Raw genomic sequence first — 18,575 nt, forward strand, 5'->3', positions numbered from 1 at the left:
CTTCGGGCGGACGCACGAGGCGCGGTGGACGGGGAACACTATGGAGCAGCGGGCCACCGGGGGACGAATCGGCGGCCCCGACCGCGGGGCGGCCCGGGCCCCACGGCGGTGCCCGGGAAAATCGGTCGCACGGGGAGGTCCGGCCGCCCCTACCATCGCGCATGACGTCCGTGAGGCAGGTCCAGGTCACGTTCGACTGCGCGGAGCCCCGGCGGGTCGCGCGCTTCTGGTGCGAGGTGCTCGGGTACGTCGCCGCACCGCCGCCGGACGGCGCCGCCACCTGGGAGGACCACGACCGCACGCTCCCGCCCGAGGAGCGGGACACGTGGGCCGCGTGCAGCGACCCTGCCGGCGTCGGCCCGCGCCTGTTCTTCCAGCGCGTCCCGGAGGGCAAGGTCGTCAAGAACCGGGTGCACCTCGACGTGCGCGTGGACACGGGCCTCGTCGGTGCGGAACGCCTCGCCGTGCTGGAGGCCGAGTGCGCGCGTCTGGTCGCCCTCGGCGCGGTGCGCGTACGGCTGCTGGAGGCCGACGGGGAGGACGAGTCGTGCCTCGTGATGCAGGACGTCGAGGGCAACGAGTTCTGCCTCGACTGAGCGCGGGCACCGGCGTCGCCGCGCGCGGCGCCGACCGCGTCGTGGGTGGCCGCTGGTAGAACGGCAGGGAGCCGGACCGACCGGCCCCGCCGTCCCGGCGGCGTCGCCACCGCGGAGGTGCCGTGTTCCTCGTCGACGAGCCCGTGGGTAAGGGCGCCGCGACCGCGCCGGTCACGACACCGCTGCTCGTGCACGCTCCCCGCGACCTCGTCGTGGCCGCCGCGTGCGAGTATCAGCTGCTGTGCCGCCTCGACGAGCAGCTCGGCCGTGCGCCGCGCCGCGAGGACGCGGCGGACGCGATGCTCGACCGCGTCGCCGCGCTCGGCGCCCGCCACGAGCAGGCCGTCCTCGCGCAGTACGAGAGCCGCCACGGGGCGTACTCGCCGACGACGGGCCGCGGGGTCCTGCGGCTCGACGCGCCGCGGCACCCGGGCTGGGACGATCTCGTCGCCGCCCACGCCCGCACGCTCGCGGCGCTCGAGGCCGGCGTCGACGTCGTCCACGGCGCCGTCCTCTTCGACGGCGCCGTCCAGGGCCGTGCGGACCTCCTCGTCCGCACGTCCGCCGACGACGCGCGCTACGCCGTCCTCGGCATGCGCCTCGCGCGGCGCGCGAAGGTGCCCGCGCTGATCCAGCTCGCCGCCCACGCCGACCAGCTCCTCGCCGCGGGCGTGCCCGTGGACCCGGAGGTCTCGCTCGTGCTCGGCACCCGGGCGCGGACGACGCACCGCCTCGCCGACCTGCTGCCCGTCTACCGCGACCGGCGCGCCCGGCTCCTGCGGCTCACCGGCGAGCACCTCGCGCGCGACGGTCGCGCCCCCTGGGACGACCCCGCGGTGCGCGCGTGCGGGCGCTGCGCCGACTGCCGGGCGCAGGTCGAGGTGCGCCGCGACGTCCTCCTCGTCGGCGGGGTCTACGAGACGCAGCGCGCGCGCCTCCACGCCGCCGGCATCCGCACCATCGACGAGCTCGCCGCCGCCACCACGGCCCCCGAGGGCATGTCGACGTCGGCGTTCGAACGCGTCCGGGACCAGGCCGCGCTCCAGCTCGGCACCGGGCGCGCCGACGGGACCGTCGTCTGGGCCGACGCCGCCGGCCCCCACGAGCTGTCCTGGCGCATCGACGACCCTGCGCCCGTGCACGCCCTCCCCGCCCCGAGCCCCGGAGACCTCTTCTTCGACTTCGAGGGCGACCCGCTCTGGGCCGACGCCGACGGCAGGAGCCGCGGCATCGACTACCTGTTCGGCTGGGTCGGGCGGCCCGCGCAGCCCGGCGAGGAACCGCCGTTCCACGCGCTGTGGGCCCACGACCTCGCCGCCGAGCGCGACGCCCTCGTCGCGTTCGTCGACCACGTGAACGCCCGCCGCCGCGAGCACCCCGACCTGCACGTCTACCACTACGCCGCGTACGAGAAGACGCACCTGCTCTCCATCGCCGCGCGGCACGGGGTGTACGAGGAGGAGGTCGACGACCTGCTGCGCGACGGCGTGCTCGTCGACCTCTACGCCGTCGTGCGCCAGGCGCTGCGCGTCTCCGACCGGTCACGGTCCATCAAGAAGCTCGAACCGCTCTACATGGGCGACGACCTCCGCACCGGCGACGTCAAGGACGCCGCCGCGTCCGTCGTCGCGTACGCCGAGTACACCGCGCTGCGCGACGCCGGGAAGGACGCCGAGGCCGCCGAGCTCCTGCGGGGGATCGAGGACTACAACCGGTACGACTGCGTGTCGACGTTGCGGCTGCTCGAGTGGTTGCGGGGGGCCGTCGGTTCCGGTTCTGGTACCGGAGTCGTTGTCGGGTCGGGTGCGGGGTCGGAGGGCGCGCGCGCCGTCCACCATCCGCGTCCTCGTGCCTCGGACGCTCCCGCCAGGCCCGCCACGACGGCGCGCACGCCCTCCGACCCCGCCGTGGACGTCACCTCGGGTGGTGGCACGGAGACGACGACGGCCGGCCCGGGTGGGTCCGGCGGCGTCACCTCGGTCGGTGCGGACCGGGCGGCGGCGGCCGGGACGGGCGGGTCCGAGGGTGTTGCCTCGGGGCCGCGGGAGGTCGCGCTCGCGCTCGAGGCCGAGATTCGGGGGGTCGTGGGGGAGGAGCGGGCCGGGCGGGACGCCGCCGCGCAGGCGCTCGCGATGTACGGGGCGGCCGTCGGGTACCACCGGCGCGAGGCGAAGCCGTTCTGGCACGAGCACTACTTGCGGCTCACGCTGCCCGTCGACGAGTGGCTCGGGCGGCGCAACGCGTTCGTCGTCGAGGCGGCCGAGGTCGTCGGCGACTGGGAGGTCGAGCCCGGGCGGCAGACGTGGTCGCGCCGGCTCGAGCTCGTCGGGCGGCTGCCCGAGGGGACCGACCTGCGCGCCGGCGTCGCCCCGTACGTCCTCTACGACCCGCCGCTGCCGCCGTGCGCCCGCACGTCCGCCGACGGGGTGCGCGGATGGCTCACCGGCGGCGCGATCCTCGACGCCGGGCGCCGCGCCGGCCCGGGCGGGGAGCGCGACGTCCTCCGCGTGCGCGAACAGCTCCCGCGCGGCGCCGAGCCGTTCGAGGCGCTCCCGATCGCGCTCACCCCCGCGCCCGGCCCGGGCACCGCGCCGCTCGAGGCCGCGATCGCGACCGCCGCGCGCCGAGCCCTGGAGAGTTGGCGCGACACCGGGGACCTGCCCCGCGACGCGGTGACCGACGTCCTCCTGCGCCGGCCGCCGCGGCTGCACCCGCCGACCGCGGAGGGTCGGTACGCCTCGGCGTCCCCGCGCGGCGTCGAGCACGGTCCGGCGAGCCTCCCCGCGGTCGTCGACGGTGACCTCGTCGAGGCCATCACCGCGGCCGTCGAGCGGCTCGAGGACTCGTACGTCGCGGTCCAGGGCCCGCCCGGGACGGGCAAGACGCACGTCGGCGCGCACGTCGTCGCCCGGCTCGTCCGGCAGGGGTGGCGCGTCGGCGTCGTCGCGCAGTCCCACGCGACCGTGGAGAACATGCTGCGCGCGGTCGTCGAGAAGGCCGGCGTCCCCGCCGGGATCGTCGCGAAGAAGCGGGCCGGCGACGGTCCGTCACCGAGCGCCGTGTGCGCCGAGCTCGACGGCGCGGCGCTCGCCGCGTTCGCGACGGAGCCCGGGCCGCGGGTCGTCGGCGGGACCGCGTGGGACTTCGCCGCCGACCGCCTCCCGGAGCGCACGCTCGACCTGCTCGTCGTCGACGAGGCGGGACAGCTCTCGCTCGCGAGCACCGTCGCCGTCGGGCGCGCCGCGCGGCGCCTCCTCCTGCTCGGCGACCCGCAGCAGCTCCCGCAGGTCAGCCAGGGCACGCACCCCGAACCCGTCGACCGCTCCGCGCTCGGCTGGCTCGCCGACGGGCACGGCGTCCTGCCCGACGAGCGCGGCTACTTCCTGCCCGTCTCGTGGCGCATGCACCCCCGCCTCGCGGCGGCGGTCTCCCGGCTGTCGTACGAGGGCAGGCTCGGGGCGCACCCGGTCGCGGCCGCGCGGCACCTCGACGGCGTCCCTCCCGGCGTCGAGGAAGTCCTCGTCGAGCACACCGGCAACGCGGTCCGGTCCACGCAGGAGGCGGCCGAGGTCGTCCGGCAGGTCGAGCGCTTCCTCGGCCGCGCCTGGACCGAGGAGCGCGCCGGCGCACCGCGTCCGCTCGAGCAGCGCGACGTGCTCGTCGTCGCCGCCTACAACGCGCAGGTGTGGGCGGTGCGCTCCGCCCTCGCCGCAGCGGGGCTGACGGAGGTGGAGGTCGGCACCGTCGACCGGTTCCAGGGCAAGGAGGCGCCCGTCGTCGTGCTCACGCTCGCCGCGTCGTCCGGGCACGACGTGGCGCGCGGGCTGGGGTTCCTGCTCTCCCGCAACCGCGTCACCGTCGCGGTCTCCCGCGCGCAGTGGACCGCGGTGGTCGTGCGGTCGCCCGCGCTCACCGACCACCTGCCCGGGACCCCGCGCGGGGTCGAAGAGCTCGGAGCCTTCCTCGGCCTGGCCGCCCCGGCGCCGGACGACGACGCCGGGCCCCGCGGCGCCTGACGCCGCGAAGCCGGGCGTGCCTCAGAACTCGCCGAAGCCGCCGAAGTCCTCGAACCCGCCGAAGTCCCCGAAGCCGCCGTCGCCCGCGTCCGCCGCACCGGCCTCCGTCACACCCGGGTCGCCCGCGCCGGGGTCGCCGGCGTCCGCGCCGCCCGCGTCACCGCCCTCCGCAGCACCCGGGTCCTCGCCGCCCGCCGCGGCGTCCTCGGCGACGGGCTGCGACGGGTCGCCGAACGCCGGGCCGAACAGCGCGTTGGCCACGGCCGAGCCGATGACGACACCCGCGATCGTCCCGAGCAGGCTCGACCCGACCATCGAGCCGAAGCTCGGCGCGCCGCCGCGGCCGGAGAACGACCGCTCGAGCGTCCCGGGCTGCCGCATCTCCGCGCGCGTCGCCATGCGGGCCAGGTCCTGCGGCGAGTCGGACGCCGCCCGCTCCGAGGCGGGCACCGACTGCCCCAGCTCGGCGAGCACCTGGCGACGCTGCTCCGGCGTGAGCCGCGCGAAGGCCTCGGCGTGCGCCTGCTCGACGGCGTCCGGCGGCGCCGTGCGCAGCATGTACCGGTAGCGGTCCACGGCGATCTCGTCCGGCGTGCGCTGCTGGTAGGAACCCTGGGCGGGCGGCGCGTCCTGCGTGCCGTACGCGGGTGCGCCCGGAGTGGGGGACGGGTACTGGGTCGGCGAGCCGTAGCCGCCCTGCGGGTACGGTCCCTGCCCGTGCGGGGCGCCCTGCGGGTCGCGCGGCTCGCGGCCGAGAAGTCGGTCGAGGAATCCCATGGTTCGCCCTCCGGGTGGTGTCGCTGTCGGGACGGTCGCCGTCGCGGTGCGGGGGCACCGCGACGGCGGCCCTCACCCGTGCAACGACCGCGGGCGGTCGTCGGTTCCGGACGCGCGAACGCCCCCCGACCGTGACGGTCGAGGGGCGCTCGGGAAAGATCGGACGACGCCGGCGTGCCGGCGTCCGTCGAGATCAGAGGGCGCGGATGTTCTCCGCCTGCGGGCCCTTGGGGCCCTGCGTCACGTCGAACTCGACGCGCTGGTTCTCCTCCAGCGTGCGGAAGCCCTGCGACTGGATCGCGGAGTAGTGCGCGAACACGTCGGCCGAGCCGTCCTCGGGGGCGATGAAGCCGTAGCCCTTCTCGCTGTTGAACCACTTCACGGTTCCGGTAGCCATGGTTACTCCTTCAAGAGTGTGGACCTTCACCCCCCACGGTCGCGGGGGCGTACATCACGGTGTTCGTCGTCAACTCTTGGGGTAACAAGGTCCGCCGGGGTGCACCCGAGGGTGTCACCTCAGCGCGAGGACAAGCGAGGCACTGCAATCTCGGGACCCAAGGTACAGCCTGGGTCCGTTCCTGGCTACGGATCGGATCGACCTTTCCGAGCCCGGCCGACGGGCCCCCGGTGGACGGGCGTCAGCTCCACCACGGGGACCACGCGGCGCCAGTCCGCGACGCCGCGCGAGGCAGCGAGCGGCTCCGCCCACTCGCGCAGGACCGGCTCGAGCGTCGACCACGCGCGCGGCGAGCGCACCGGGTACTCCGCGAGCAGGCGCGCGGCGTCGTCGGGGTCGAGGGTCGAGGCGAACGCCCGCACCGCGGGCCGTGCTCCCGTGCGGACGAGGACCCGCGGCTCGGCCACGACGTTCCGGTACCACTGGGTGCGCGGCCCGAGCCCGGCGACGACGACGTACCGGTCGGGTGCGGGACGGCTCGCGACCTCGAGCACGGCGTACCGGGGCTGCCCGCTCGACCGGCCACGGTGCACGAGCAGGAGCAGCCGGCCGGCGAAGACGCCGCCGAGCCCGGTGCGGAAAAGCGCGACGGGGGAGCGCACGAGCCACCGGGTGCGGAGCACGGTGGAGGCGAGACCCATGCAGGCACGCTACGGCAGCGGCAGCGGCAGCGGCAGCGGCAGCGTGGCCGTGCCGGGCCTGCTCGTCGACAGGCCTATATCAGGACGGGCGTACCAGGTTCGGCGCCGAAGCGAGACCGTCGCGTTACAGGTCGGTAACAACTGCGGACGACCCGCGAAACCCGTCCCGCCTACGTTCGCGTCACCCAGGAACGCGGGGAGCGCCCCTTCCCGCGGATTCGTGGGCCGGGGGTCTCCGAGATGCCGCGGAGACCCCCGGACGGCGCACCTGGGGACGGGTTCCGGTGATCCGTGACCTGTGTCACTATTCAGCACGCGATTTCGACGGTGATTTCGGCGATCCACCGCGGACGGCCACGGCCGTGCCCTCGGGGATCTGGACCACGGAGGTTGGCATGCATCGCACAGCACGACGGGCGAGCGGGGGTGCTGCGCTGCTCCTGGCCGCGACGCTCGTCCTGACCGCCTGCGGACCCCAGTCCCAGGGCGGTGGCGACGAGGAGACGACCGGCACCTCGACCGAGACCGGCGGCTCCGGCGGCGGCGGGGACCTGAGCATCGTCCCCTCGGTCCAGATCGACGCCGAGGGCGCCGAGGTGCCCGCCGAGGAGTCGGCGGGTGCGGCGGACCCGGCCGGCGACGGCAGCGCCGAGTGCGCCGAGGGGACCTCGATCGCGATGGCCGGCGCACTGACCGGTCCGAACGCGGCGCTCGGCCTGAACATCCTGTACGGCGCCACCGTCGCCGTCGACGCGTTCAACGCGGCCAACCCGGGCTGCCAGGTGACGATCAAGCAGTTCGACACCGAGGGCGACCCGCAGAAGGCCACGCAGGTCGCGCCGCAGATCGTCGGCGACGCGAGCGTCATCGGCCTCCTCGGCCCGGCGTTCTCGGGCGAGACCGCCGCGACGGGCGACGTCTTCAACCAGGCGGGCCTCCTCTCGCTCACGGCGTCGGCGACGAACCCCGACCTGACGAAGAACGGCTGGACCAACTTCTTCCGGGGTCTGGCCAACGACGCCGTGCAGGGCCCGGCCGTCGCCAAGTACATGACGGGCACGCTCGGGTACGAGAGCGTCTGCGTCGTCACGGACAACTCCGACTACGGCATCGGCCTGGCGCAGCAGATCACGACCGGTCTCGGCGACGCCGCCAACCCGGACTGCGCGGCCGAGGTCAAGACGGGCGACAAGGACTTCTCGGCCGCCGTCCAGATCATCTCGGGCGCCGACGCCGACGCGGTGTTCTACGCCGGCTACTACGCGGAGGCCGCGCCGTTCGTCCAGGGCCTGCGCGACGGCGGCGTGGACATCCCGTTCGTCTCGGCGGACGGCACGAACGACCCGCAGTTCGTCTCGCAGGCGGGCGGCGCGTCCGAGGGCGCGATCCTGTCCTGCCCGTGCGGCCCGGCCCCGGACGAGTTCGCGGCCACCTACGAGGAGACGAACGGCCAGGCGCCGGGCGTCTACTCGGTCGAGGGCTACGACCTCGCCACGATCATGCTCACCGGCATCGCCTCGGGCGTGACGGACCGTGCCGGGATGATCGACTACGTCGCCAACTACTCCGGTGAGGGCCTCGCCCGCACCTACGAGTGGGACGACACGGGCGAGCTGTCCGCGGCGCTCATCTGGATCTACGAGGTCCAGTAGTCCGACGACGACCGGGCGCCCCGCCCCGCGTCGCGCCACCCGGCGCGGCGACGGTGGGCGGGGCGCCCGTCGCGGGACCACGAACCTCGCACGATCCGCGAACGACTCCCAAGGAGCGCCATGCCCGCCCTTGCTGACGCGCTGCTGGCCAGCGCGACCGCCGGTCCACTCGTCCACCAGTCGCTCATCGACTTCGACCTCGCCGCCCTCGGGCGCAACTTCTGGGGCCTCACCATCGAGGGCCTCACCTACGGCGCGATCTACGCGCTCGTCGCCGTCGGCTACACGCTCGTCTACGGCGTGCTGCGGCTCATCAACTTCGCCCACTCCGAGGTCTTCATGCTCGGCATGTTCGGGCAGTACGCGACGCTCCTGCTCCTCGGCTTCTACCCCATGGGCGACGCGTGGGACATGGGGATCGGCCTGACCGTGTTCTACCTGGGTGTCGCGATGCTCGGCGGCATGGTCGTCGCGGGCGGCGCGGCCGTCGGGCTCGAGCGCGTGGCCTACCGGCCGCTGCGCAAGCGCGGCGCCCCGGCGCTCGTCTTCCTCATCACCGCGATCGGCATGTCCTTCGTGCTGCAGGAGTTCGTGCACTTCGTGCTCCCGCGGCTCACCGGCGGCGAGCTCGGCGGCGTCAACGCCGAGCAGCCGATCCGGCTCGTGCAGCCCGAGGTGCAGTTCACGGTCGGCGGCGCAGCCGTCACGAACGTCACGCTCGTGATCATCCTGTCGGCACTGCTCCTCGCCCTGGCGACGGACATGTTCATCAACCGCACGAAGTTCGGCCGCGGCATCCGGGCCGTCGCGCAGGACCCGGTCACGGCGACGCTCATGGGCGTCTCGCGCGAGCGCGTCATCATGCTGACGTTCCTCATCGGCGGCATCCTGGCCGGCGCCGCCGCCCTGCTCTACACGCTGCGCGTGCCGAACGGGATCATCTACTCCGGCGGTTTCATCCTCGGCATCAAGGCGTTCTCCGCCGCGGTGCTCGGCGGCATCGGCAACCTGCGCGGCGCCCTCCTCGGAGGTCTGCTGCTCGGCGTCATGGAGAACTACGGCCAGGTCGTCTTCGGTACGGAGTGGCGCGACGTCGTGGCGTTCGTGCTCCTCATCGTCGTCCTGATGTTCCGCCCGACGGGCATCCTCGGAGAGTCGCTGGGGAGGGCCCGCGCATGACCACCTCGACACCCGCACCCCGCCCCGGCGGCTCGTCCGCCCCGCCGACCCTGCCGCCCGCCGGACGGGTCGCGACCAAGGACCGGCCGCACGGCGGGGTGGGAGACCGCCTGCGCCTCTGGTGGGACGCGCTCGCGCGCCCGACCCAGTGGCTGGTCGGCGTGCCGTTCCTGCTGTTCGTCGCGCTCGTGCCGATCCTGGACATCCCCGTGCTGACGACCGTGGGGACCAACTTCGGCGGCGTCATGGCGCAGTTCGGCATGATCGCGCTCATCGCCATCGGCCTGAACGTCGTCGTCGGCCAGGCCGGCCTGCTCGACCTGGGGTACGTCGGCTTCTACGCCATCGGCGCGTACACGGTCGCGATCCTCACCAGCCCGGACAGCCCGTGGAACCAGGCGGGCGACGGCAGCTGGCTCGCCCGCGAGTGGGCCTGGCTGTCGGTGCTGCCGATCGCGGTCGCGATCACCGCCGTGTCCGGCCTGATTCTCGGCTCCCCGACGCTGCGCCTCCGCGGCGACTACCTCGCGATCGTCACGCTCGGCTTCGGCGAGATCGTCCGGCTCCTCGCCGACAACCTCGACGAGCTGACCGGCGGCGGCCAGGGCCTGCGCGGGGTCGCGTACCCGCGGCTCGGCGTCACGGAGGACCTGCCGAGCGGCGTGTTCTCCGCGGGGAACGCGAGCGGCACGCTGAACTCCGGCGTGTGGTGGTACTGGGTGAGCCTGCTGTTCATCGTCATCTCGCTGCTGCTCGTCGGGAACCTCGAGCGCTCGCGCGTGGGTCGCGCCTGGGTCGCGATCCGCGAGGACGAGGACGCCGCGGAGATCATGGGTGTGCCCACGTTCCGCTTCAAGCTGTGGGCGTTCGTCATCGGCGCCTCGATCGGCGGCATCGCCGGCGCGCTCTACGCGGGCCAGGTGCAGTTCGTCATCCCGACGAACTTCAACGTCATCAACTCCGTGCTGTTCCTGTGCGCCGTCGTGCTCGGCGGGCAGGGCAACAAGCTCGGCGTCATCCTCGGGGCGTTCATCATCGTGTACCTGCCGAACTTCTTCCTCGGCCGGACCGAGCTGTTCGGCATCCCGATCGACGGCAACCTCATCGCGAGCTACCGCTACCTGTTCTTCGGCATCGCGCTCGTGGTGCTCATGATCTTCCGTCCCCAGGGGTTGATACCCGTGCGGCAGAAGCTGCTGGCCTACGGCCGCGAGCTGTACGTCGCGGCGCGACGGGCGGCCCAGACGATCGCCCGCAGGGACACCGCGCCGACCACGACCGGGGAGGAGACCCGATGAGCACCCACGACCCCGGCGGCATGGGGGCCGGCGGCGAGCACGGGGACGAGCACCTCGCGGCGTCCGGGCGCGCGGACTCGTCGCGTGCCGACCGGTACGTGCCCGGCGCCGTCCTCGACGAGCCGGTGGTCGTTGACGTCGAGGCGGTGCGCCCCGAGCTGGCGAACCGCGAGCTCGTCGACGCGATGGTCGCGCCCGACCGTGCCGTGCACGCGCGCATGGGCGAGCCGCTGCTCCAGATGGAGCACGTGACCGTCCAGTTCGGCGGCCTCACGGCGCTCGACGACGTGACGTTCGAGATCCGGCGCGGCGAGATCCTCGGCCTCATCGGGCCGAACGGCGCGGGCAAGACGACCGCCTTCAACGCGATGACCGGCGTCTACCGGCCGACCAAGGGGCAGGTCGTCTTCGACGGCGTCCCGGTCGGCAAGCTCAAGCGCTACCAGATCACGCAGCGCGGCATCGCCCGCACGTTCCAGAACATCCGCCTGTTCAACGAGATGACGGCGCTGGAGAACGTCGTCGTCGGCACGGACGCGCGGCACCGCACGTCCGTGTTGGGCGCCCTGTTCCGGCTCCCGCGCCACCGGCGCGAGGAGCGCGACGCGATCGACCGCGGCATGGCGCTGCTCGAGTTCGTCGGGGTCGGCGGCCGGGCGACGGAGAAGGCGCGCAACCTCTCCTACGGCGACCAGCGCCGTCTGGAGATCGCCCGCGCGCTCGCGACCGAGCCCAAGCTGCTGTGCCTCGACGAGCCGGCGGCGGGGTTCAACCCGGCGGAGAAGGAGGCCCTCATGGACCTCATCCGCCACATCCGCGACGACGGGTACACCGTGCTGCTCATCGAGCACGACATGCGCCTCGTGCGCGGCGTGACCGACCGGATCGTCGTGCTCGAGTTCGGGCGGGTCATCGCGGACGGCACGCCGGACGAGGTGACGAACGACCCGAAGGTCATCGCCGCGTACCTGGGAGTGCCGGACGAGGAGCTGGCCGACGGGCCGGGAACCACGAGCGAGGGAGGCGGCGGCGATGCCTCTGCTTGAGCTGCAGGACGTGACGGTCGCGTACGGGCGGATCGAGGCCGTGCGCGGCATCTCGATCACCGTCGAGGAGGGCGAGCTCGTCACCCTCATCGGCGCGAACGGCGCCGGGAAGACGACGACGATGCGCGCCATCTCGGGCATCCGGCCGCTCGCGCGCGGCCGGGTCGTGTTCGACGGCAAGGACGTCACGCGGATGAAGCCGCACCTGCGCGTGCTCGAGGGCATCGTGCAGGCGCCCGAGGGCCGCGGCATCTTCCCCGGGATGACCGTCATCGAGAACCTCGAGATGGGCGCGTACGCGCGGACCTTCGACTCGAAGGCCGAGCACGACGAGACGCTCGAGCGCGTCTACGAGCTCTTCCCGCGGCTCGCCGAGCGCAAGGACCAGGTGGGCGGCACGATGTCGGGCGGCGAGCAGCAGATGCTCGCCATCGGGCGCGCGCTGATGGCCCGCCCGCGCCTGCTCCTGCTCGACGAGCCGTCCATGGGGCTCGCGCCCATGGTCATCCAGCAGATCTTCCGGATCATCTCGGAGATCAACGCGCAGGGCACGACCGTGCTGCTCGTCGAGCAGAACGCGCAGCAGGCGCTGTCGCGGTCCCACCGGGCGTACGTGCTGGAGACGGGGGAGGTCGTGCGCTCCGGCGGCGGCCGCGAGCTGCTCGCCGACTCGAGCATCAAGGAGGCCTACCTCGGGGTCGCCTGACACCTAGGATCAGGACGTGCCCCTGCGACGACGCGCGGCCCAGGCCGACCGCCACACGTTCGAGCTCGTCGACGACGGGTTCGCGGACCACGCCGTCCCCGACCCGGTCCTCGACCACGGTGCCGCGCCTCCGGGCGGCGGGCAAGGCGGGACCGACGACGCGACCGACGCCGCGACCGACGACGGGGACGGGGGCGCCGCCCGACCAGACCCGGCGCACGTGGCGTCCCGTCGCCGCCGCCGACGCGTCGTCGCGGCGTCGGTCGCCGCGGTCGTCGTGGTCGTCGGCGGCATGGTGACGGTGGACGCGGCGCAGTCGCGCGCGGACCTCGCACGCCTGCGCGAGGCGGCGGGCGGGGTGGCGCCGATGCTCGGCGCGCCGGCGGAGGCGTGGTCGCTCGACGGGGTCGAGCCCGCCGGCCTCCAGCTGCTCGACGGGGCGCTCGTCGTGCTGGACGGCGACGACGTCGTGGCGGTCGACCTCGCGGCGGGTGCCGAGCGCTGGCGCACGGACACGGGAGGCACGGCGTACTGCGGCAGCGCCCTCTTCTCCTACGGGTACACCCTCGGCGGCGAGGCCCCGGACGGGCTGGTGTGCCTGACCGGGGTCCCGGACGCGCTCGAGGCGCCGCCCGAGGTGACCTCACCGGCGCCGGCGGTCGCGGACGCGGTCGTCGTCCTCGACGCGGACGGCACCGTCGTCGGGCGTCGTGACCTCGATCCCGCGCAGGGCGCGGCGGTGCCCGGGCCCCGCGGCGGGCTCGTGCGCACGCTGCGCGTGGGCGACGTGCCCGCCGAGCACGGGACGGAGCTCGAGATCGACCCGGCCACGGGGGAGGCGGCGGCCGTCCCGCACGGACGCGACGTCGTCGTCGTGCTCGAGGACGCGCTCACGGGGGAGGAGCGCTGGCGCACGGACCTGCCGTTCTCAGACAGCGACACCCTGGGCTGCGCCAGCTGGGCCGTCGACGAGGGCACGGGTGCCGGACCCTCGCACGCCCGTGCCGACCTGGAGACCCTCTGGGCGAGCTCGGTGGGCGACGTCGTCGTGGTGCAGGGCTGCGGGGTGTCGGCGTCGTTCGGCACGGACGGCGTGCGGCTCGACGACCCGGACAACCCCCACGACAGCGTCACCCCGCTGCCGGACGGCACGCTCTACCGCGACCCGTCGGGCCAGGGCACGTGGGGGTACGGCGGGACGATGCCGACCGACGCCGCGCCCGCGGTGCTCGCGCCGGACGGGACGGTGCGGTGGGAGCCGCCCGGCGCCCTGTACACCCCCGCGGCCTCGGACGGCCGCGACGCCGGGCTGCGGCTCGTGCGCGACGGCATCGAGCTCGCGGCGTTCGGGGCGGACGGTGACAGGCTGTGGTCGTCGACCGCCGGGGGGACGCCCGACCGGGTGCTCGCGGTGGCGGGCGGCGTGGTCGTGGTCCCGCGGGTCGGCAACCTCGTCGCGCTCGACGTCGCGACCGGGCAGGAGCTGTGGACCCTCGAGAGCTCGGCGGCGCGCGACCCCGCGACGGACGGCGCGGGCCCGGTCGACTGGTCGACGGCCTTCACCGACGGAGAGCACCTGATCGCCGCGACGCAGGACTGGTCCGGCCGGGACCAGCAGCTCGTCGCGGTGGACCTGGCCGACGGCGAGGTCGTGTGGCGCACGGGGATCGGCGCGAACGCGTGGCCGCTCGCGGTCCAGGGGTCGCTGCTCGTGGTGGAGGACCGGTCGGTCACCCGGCTCGGGTGACCTGGCGCGCCGTGTCCTGCCGGTCGGCGGGCGGTCAGGCGCTGAGGTAGCCGCCGGGAAGCGCGGACCGCGCCGAGACGAGGCGGTGCTCGGCCTCGCGGATCAGCTCGTCGGCGTCGGCGGCGCCGGCGACGGACCACACCGTGGCGCTCTCCACCGCCGGCCACGCCCCCGCCGGCAGCGCGCCGGAGGGGGCGGCGAGGTGGCCGAGGATCTCCTCGCGCAGAGCCTCGACGGACGCGGCGGCCTGGATGTCGTCCATGGCGGGGAGCGTGGCGAGCACGGCGAAGCGGTCGCCGTCGACGCGCCCGGCCTCGCAGCCGCGCGGCAGGGCGGCGCCGAGCCGGTCGGCGATCTCGACGAGGACGGCGTCGCCCGTCGGCTGGCCGTGGCGGGCGTTGATCGCGGACATGCCGCGCACGTCGAGCAGCACGAGCGCGACGCGCGTGCCGCTGTTCGCGACGAGCCGGCACCGCTGGGAGAGCAGGTGCCACGTCGTGCGGCGCGTGGCCAGGCCGGTGAGGTGGTCACGTGTGGACTGCGCCGCGAGGGAGCTGACGAGCGAGCGCATGAGGTCCGCGGCGCTGACGCTGCTCCAGTGGCTCGCCCCGCCCACGAGGACGTCGTCGTAGCGGTGCGTCCCGGGCCGGGCCATGGCATGCGTCGCCACCTCGGAGACCGAGGCGCCCCGGTCCACGACGAGGGGCGACCAGTCGGTCACGATCGAGGCCGGGCGCCGCTCGAGGACGGCGCGGCCGTAGCCGAGCCGCCCGGTCAGGGCCGAGGTCAGCGCCGCGCGCATGACGATGCCGAGACGGTCCGCGCCCTCGTCGTCCTGCACGACGACGCAGTCGACGTCCGGGCTGCGGAAGACGACCTCGAGCTGGCCCACGGGGATGGACGAGCCGACGACCATGACGGGCCGCGCGAGCTGGCCGACGACTCCCGTCCGGTCGGCCGTCGCGCGCGCCGACGTCTGGCGCGCGAGCTGCGTGATGGCGTCGTACACGCGCACAGTGTCGTGGCAGCGCGGGCCCGCGCGGGAGTCCTGGACGCTCGTCCACGCCGATGTTCGACGAGTGTTCAGGTGCTCGCAACCCACCGTTGCCCGCGGCGTCGACGGCGCGTCGCGTGCGGCGCCGCGCGGCGGGGCCGCGGGCGACGGCGCTCCTCGTGCGGGCCCCGGTCCCGCACTACGCTGGCCGGATGCCCGACGACGTCACGGCCCTCCCGTCCGCCCCCGTCGCCCCGCGGCGCCCGACGACCCGCACGCACCACGGCGACACCGTCACCGACGACTACGAGTGGCTGCGCGACAAGGAGTCGCCCGAGGTCCTCGCCCACCTGGAGGCGGAGAACGCGCACACCGAGGCGGAGCTCGCGCACCTCGCGGGGCTGCGGCAGCGGATCTTCGACGAGATCAAGGAGCGCACGCTCGAGACGGACCTGTCCGTGCCGGTGCGCCAGGGCGGCCACTGGTACTACGCGCGCACCGTCGAGGGCAAGCAGTACCCCATCCACGCGCGCGCGCCGATCGACGCCTCGTCCGGCCCCGACGCGCCGTCCTCGTGGGTCCCGCCCGTGCTGGAGCCGGGCGTCCCCGTGCCGGGCGAGCAGGTCCTGCTCGACGACAACGTCGAGGCCGAGGGGCACGACTTCTTCTCGCTCGGCTCGTTCGACGTGTCGGGCGACGGGCGGCTCCTCGCCTACGCGGTCGACGTCGTCGGCGACGAGCGGTACACGCTGCGCGTCCGGGACCTCGTGTCCGGCGAGGACCTGCCCGACGTCGTGCCGGGCACCTTCCCGGGCGCCGTCTTCTCCCCAGACGCGCGGTACGTCTTCTACCCGACCGTGGACGACGCGTGGCGGCCCTGGCGCGTGTGGCGCCACGAGGTCGGCACCCCGGCGGAGCAGGACGTCGTCGTGCTCGAGGAGCCCGACGAGCGGTACTGGGTCGGCGTGGGCGTGTCGCGGTCGCGGCGGTTCGTGCAGATCGACGTCGGCTCCAAGGTCACGTCGGAGACGTGGCTGGTCGACGCGGCCGACCCGACGTCCGCGCCGCGCGTCGTGTGGCCGCGGCGCGAGGGCGTCGAGTACACGGTCGAGCACGCGGTGGTGCCGAGCGGGTGGCTGGCCGCGCTCGACGGCACGCCCGATGACACGGCTCCCGCCGGGACGGCCGACGTGCTGCTCGTGCTGCACAACGACGGCGCGGAGAACTTCGAGCTCGCCGTCGTCGACGTGCCCGGGGCTGGCGGGGCGGGCACCGCCCGCGACCTCGAGGCCGCGGAGACCGCGGCGATCGGGCCGGCGGGGGCGCGCGTCGTCGTGCCGCACGACCCGGCCACGCGCCTCGAGGCCGTCGACGCGTTCGCCGGCCACCTCGTGCTCTCCTACCGCCGGGACGCGCTGTCGCGCGTCGCGGTCGTCGACCTCGCGACGCCGGGCGAGCCGTGGCGCGTGCGGGAGGTGGCGTTCGACGAGCCGCTGTACACCGCCGGCATCGGCCCGAACCCCGAGTGGGCGCAGCCGACCGTCCGGCTGTCGTGCACGAGCTTCGTCACGCCCGCGACCGTCTACGACCTGGCGGTCGGGACGGGCGAGCTCACGCTGCTCAAGCGGCAGCCCGTCCTCGGCGGGTACGACCCGGCCGACTACGTGCAGCGCCGCGAGTGGGCGACCGCCGAGGACGGCACGCGCGTGCCGATCTCGCTCGTGTGGCGCCGCGACGCGCTCGGGCTCGACGCGACCGGTACGGGGGCGGAGCCGGCGCCACTGCTGCTGTACGGGTACGGGTCGTACGAGATCAGCATCGACCCGGCGTTCTCGGTCGCGCGCCTGTCGCTGCTCGACCGGGGCGTCGTGTTCGCCGTCGCGCACGTGCGCGGCGGGGGAGAGCTCGGGCGCGCCTGGTACGACGACGGCAAGACGCTCGCGAAGCGGAACACGTTCACGGACTTCGTCGCCGTCGCTCGGCACCTCGTGGAGGCCGGCTGGACGAGCCCCGCCCGGATGGTCGCGCAGGGCGGGTCCGCGGGCGGGCTGCTCATGGGCGCGGTGACGAACCTCGCGCCCGAGCTGTTCGCCGGGGTGCTCGCGCAGGTGCCGTTCGTCGACGCGCTGACGTCGATCCTCGACCCGTCGCTGCCGCTGACCGTCGTCGAGTGGGACGAGTGGGGCGACCCGCTGCACGACCCCGACGTCTACCGGTACATGCGCGGGTACACGCCGTACGAGAACGTGCCCGACGACGCGTCGCACTACCCGCGCATCCTCGCCGTGACCAGCCTCAACGACACGCGCGTGCTCTACGTCGAGCCGGCGAAGTGGGTCGCGCGGCTGCGCGCGGCCGGGGCTCCCGCTCTGCTGAAGATCGAGATGAACGCCGGGCACGGCGGCGTCTCCGGCCGGTACGAGAGCTGGCGCGAGATCGCGTACGAGGACGCCTGGGTGCTCGACGTCCTCGGTCTCGCGGGCGGTGAGGAGGAGGCCGCCGGCGCGGCGGGGGAGCGGTGACGGGCCCGTTCGCGGGGGCCGGCCGGCGCGGGCGTGCGCCGCGCGACGCGACGCCGCCGGGGACCGTGCGGCTCGTGCTGCGGCCGTTCGGCTACCTCGCGATCGGCCTCGTGTGGCTCGCGATCGCGCTCCTCCTGCTCGGCCTGTACGTCGCGCTCGGCGTGCACTCGGTGTCCGAGCCGGTCGAGGACCAGACGCCGTGGTGGGAGTTCCGCGACACGGTGGGTGCGAGCCTCGGCGTCGCGGTCGGGCTCCTCCCGTTCGTCACCCTGCTCGCGGGCCCGGTGGCCTGGTACATGGCGTGCGCGACGTGGCCGCTCGCCGCGCTGTCGTTCGTCCACGTCGGGCGCTCGCTGCGCCCGGCGTTCCGGGGAGAGCCGCTGTCACGCACGACCTACGCGATGCCGGGGACGACGCTCGGTCCGCCGACGCCGGGCCCGGTCGCCCTGTCGCTGATCCCGGTGCGCGAGTCCCGGCTCACGACCGTGCTCCTGCGCTTCTACGCCTGCGGCTGGCAGCCCGCCGACCGGGACTTCGTGGCGGCGCTCCCCGCAGGCCTCGCCTGGGCGCCGGCGACCGCCGCCGTGTCGCCCCTGCTCGCGACGCCGGTGCGCGCGGCGCTCGCGGGCGTCGCCCTCGCGCTCTACGCGTGGAGCGCGGTGCTGCTGCGGGAGGCGTGGCTCCGGCGCTTCCACCCGGGACGCGCCCGCCGGACGCCCGGCCGCCGGAGGGCGGACGCCGAACGGGCCCGTGCGCGGACGGAGGCCGAGCCGCTGACCGCGCTGACGAGCGACGCGATCGGCGAGCGTCGTGAGGCCGTGCTCCGCGCGCGCGAACGGCGGTTGCGGGCGCAGGCGCGGCGGGACGACGGACGGCGCGCCGGGCGCGGCCACGCGGATCGGTGAGCGCCCGTCGGCAGCATTCGAACAAGCCTTCGAACGCTC

At 74.8% G+C, this 18,575-nt stretch carries 14 protein-coding genes; 10 read left to right on the top strand and 4 right to left on the bottom strand.

Annotation, left to right across the window (positions count from 1 at the left end):
• Positions 1–161 precede the first annotated feature (161 nt).
• Both JZ5iCDA_RS02645 and JZ5iCDA_RS19570 read left to right on the top strand, forming a co-directional pair.
• Positions 162–596, top strand: a complete 435-nt coding sequence (locus tag JZ5iCDA_RS02645; protein WP_069385717.1) for a VOC family protein — start codon at positions 162–164, stop codon at positions 594–596.
• Positions 597–718: 122 nt separating this feature from the next.
• Positions 719–4,612, top strand: a complete 3,894-nt coding sequence (locus tag JZ5iCDA_RS19570) for a TM0106 family RecB-like putative nuclease (protein ID WP_069385718.1) — start codon at positions 719–721, stop codon at positions 4,610–4,612.
• A 21-nt stretch (positions 4,613–4,633) separates the two neighbouring features.
• Here JZ5iCDA_RS19570 and JZ5iCDA_RS02655 read toward each other — a convergent pair whose 3' ends face one another.
• From JZ5iCDA_RS02655 to JZ5iCDA_RS02665, 3 genes are all read right to left on the bottom strand, one after another.
• Positions 4,634–5,389 (bottom strand): hypothetical protein, encoded by a 756-nt coding sequence (locus JZ5iCDA_RS02655; RefSeq protein WP_069385719.1) that lies wholly within the window; start codon positions 5,387–5,389, stop codon positions 4,634–4,636.
• A 193-nt stretch (positions 5,390–5,582) separates the two neighbouring features.
• Positions 5,583–5,786, bottom strand: coding sequence for a transcription antiterminator/RNA stability regulator CspE (gene cspE / locus JZ5iCDA_RS02660; protein ID WP_024841308.1), 204 nt, complete (start codon positions 5,784–5,786; stop codon positions 5,583–5,585).
• Between the two features lie 185 nt (positions 5,787–5,971).
• Positions 5,972–6,487, bottom strand: coding sequence for a nitroreductase family deazaflavin-dependent oxidoreductase (locus JZ5iCDA_RS02665; RefSeq protein WP_069385720.1), 516 nt, complete (start codon positions 6,485–6,487; stop codon positions 5,972–5,974).
• Positions 6,488–6,882: 395 nt separating this feature from the next.
• Here JZ5iCDA_RS02665 and JZ5iCDA_RS02670 point away from each other — a divergent pair, with 395 nt between their 5' ends.
• From JZ5iCDA_RS02670 to JZ5iCDA_RS02695, 6 genes are all read left to right on the top strand, one after another.
• A complete protein-coding gene (locus JZ5iCDA_RS02670; protein WP_069385721.1) occupies positions 6,883–8,139 on the top strand; it encodes a branched-chain amino acid ABC transporter substrate-binding protein in 1,257 nt (418 codons plus the stop codon).
• Positions 8,140–8,259: 120 nt separating this feature from the next.
• Positions 8,260–9,318: a branched-chain amino acid ABC transporter permease gene (locus tag JZ5iCDA_RS02675; protein ID WP_083259588.1), complete on the top strand. Its 1,059-nt coding sequence runs from the start codon at positions 8,260–8,262 to the stop codon at positions 9,316–9,318.
• Positions 9,315–10,616, top strand: coding sequence for a branched-chain amino acid ABC transporter permease (locus JZ5iCDA_RS02680; RefSeq protein ID WP_083259589.1), 1,302 nt, complete (start codon positions 9,315–9,317; stop codon positions 10,614–10,616). The genes JZ5iCDA_RS02675 and JZ5iCDA_RS02680 overlap by 4 nt, the downstream gene beginning before the upstream one ends.
• Positions 10,613–11,662, top strand: a complete 1,050-nt coding sequence (locus JZ5iCDA_RS02685) for an ABC transporter ATP-binding protein (protein WP_069385723.1) — start codon at positions 10,613–10,615, stop codon at positions 11,660–11,662. Before JZ5iCDA_RS02680 ends, JZ5iCDA_RS02685 begins: the two co-directional genes overlap by 4 nt.
• Positions 11,649–12,368, top strand: coding sequence for an ABC transporter ATP-binding protein (locus JZ5iCDA_RS02690; protein ID WP_069385724.1), 720 nt, complete (start codon positions 11,649–11,651; stop codon positions 12,366–12,368). Before JZ5iCDA_RS02685 ends, JZ5iCDA_RS02690 begins: the two co-directional genes overlap by 14 nt.
• 16 nt (positions 12,369–12,384) lie before the next feature.
• Positions 12,385–14,115 (top strand): outer membrane protein assembly factor BamB family protein, encoded by a 1,731-nt coding sequence (locus JZ5iCDA_RS02695; RefSeq protein WP_069385725.1) that lies wholly within the window; start codon positions 12,385–12,387, stop codon positions 14,113–14,115.
• A 34-nt stretch (positions 14,116–14,149) separates the two neighbouring features.
• Here the strand turns inward: JZ5iCDA_RS02695 and JZ5iCDA_RS02700 are convergent, their stop codons facing one another.
• Positions 14,150–15,124 carry a GGDEF domain-containing protein gene (locus JZ5iCDA_RS02700; protein WP_139122925.1) on the bottom strand — a complete coding sequence of 325 codons (975 nt, stop codon included), beginning with the start codon at positions 15,122–15,124 and terminating at the stop codon, positions 14,150–14,152.
• A 197-nt stretch (positions 15,125–15,321) separates the two neighbouring features.
• Between JZ5iCDA_RS02700 and JZ5iCDA_RS02705 the strand changes: the two genes are divergently transcribed.
• Positions 15,322–17,631 carry a S9 family peptidase gene (locus tag JZ5iCDA_RS02705; RefSeq protein ID WP_069385740.1) on the top strand — a complete coding sequence of 770 codons (2,310 nt, stop codon included), beginning with the start codon at positions 15,322–15,324 and terminating at the stop codon, positions 17,629–17,631.
• A complete protein-coding gene (locus JZ5iCDA_RS02710; RefSeq protein WP_069385727.1) occupies positions 17,628–18,536 on the top strand; it encodes a hypothetical protein in 909 nt (302 codons plus the stop codon). Before JZ5iCDA_RS02705 ends, JZ5iCDA_RS02710 begins: the two co-directional genes overlap by 4 nt.
• Positions 18,537–18,575: the final 39 nt, after the last annotated feature.

Origin of the sequence: Cellulosimicrobium cellulans (assembly GCF_001722485.1) — a bacterium.
Taxonomy (GTDB): domain Bacteria; phylum Actinomycetota; class Actinomycetes; order Actinomycetales; family Cellulomonadaceae; genus Cellulosimicrobium; species Cellulosimicrobium cellulans_A.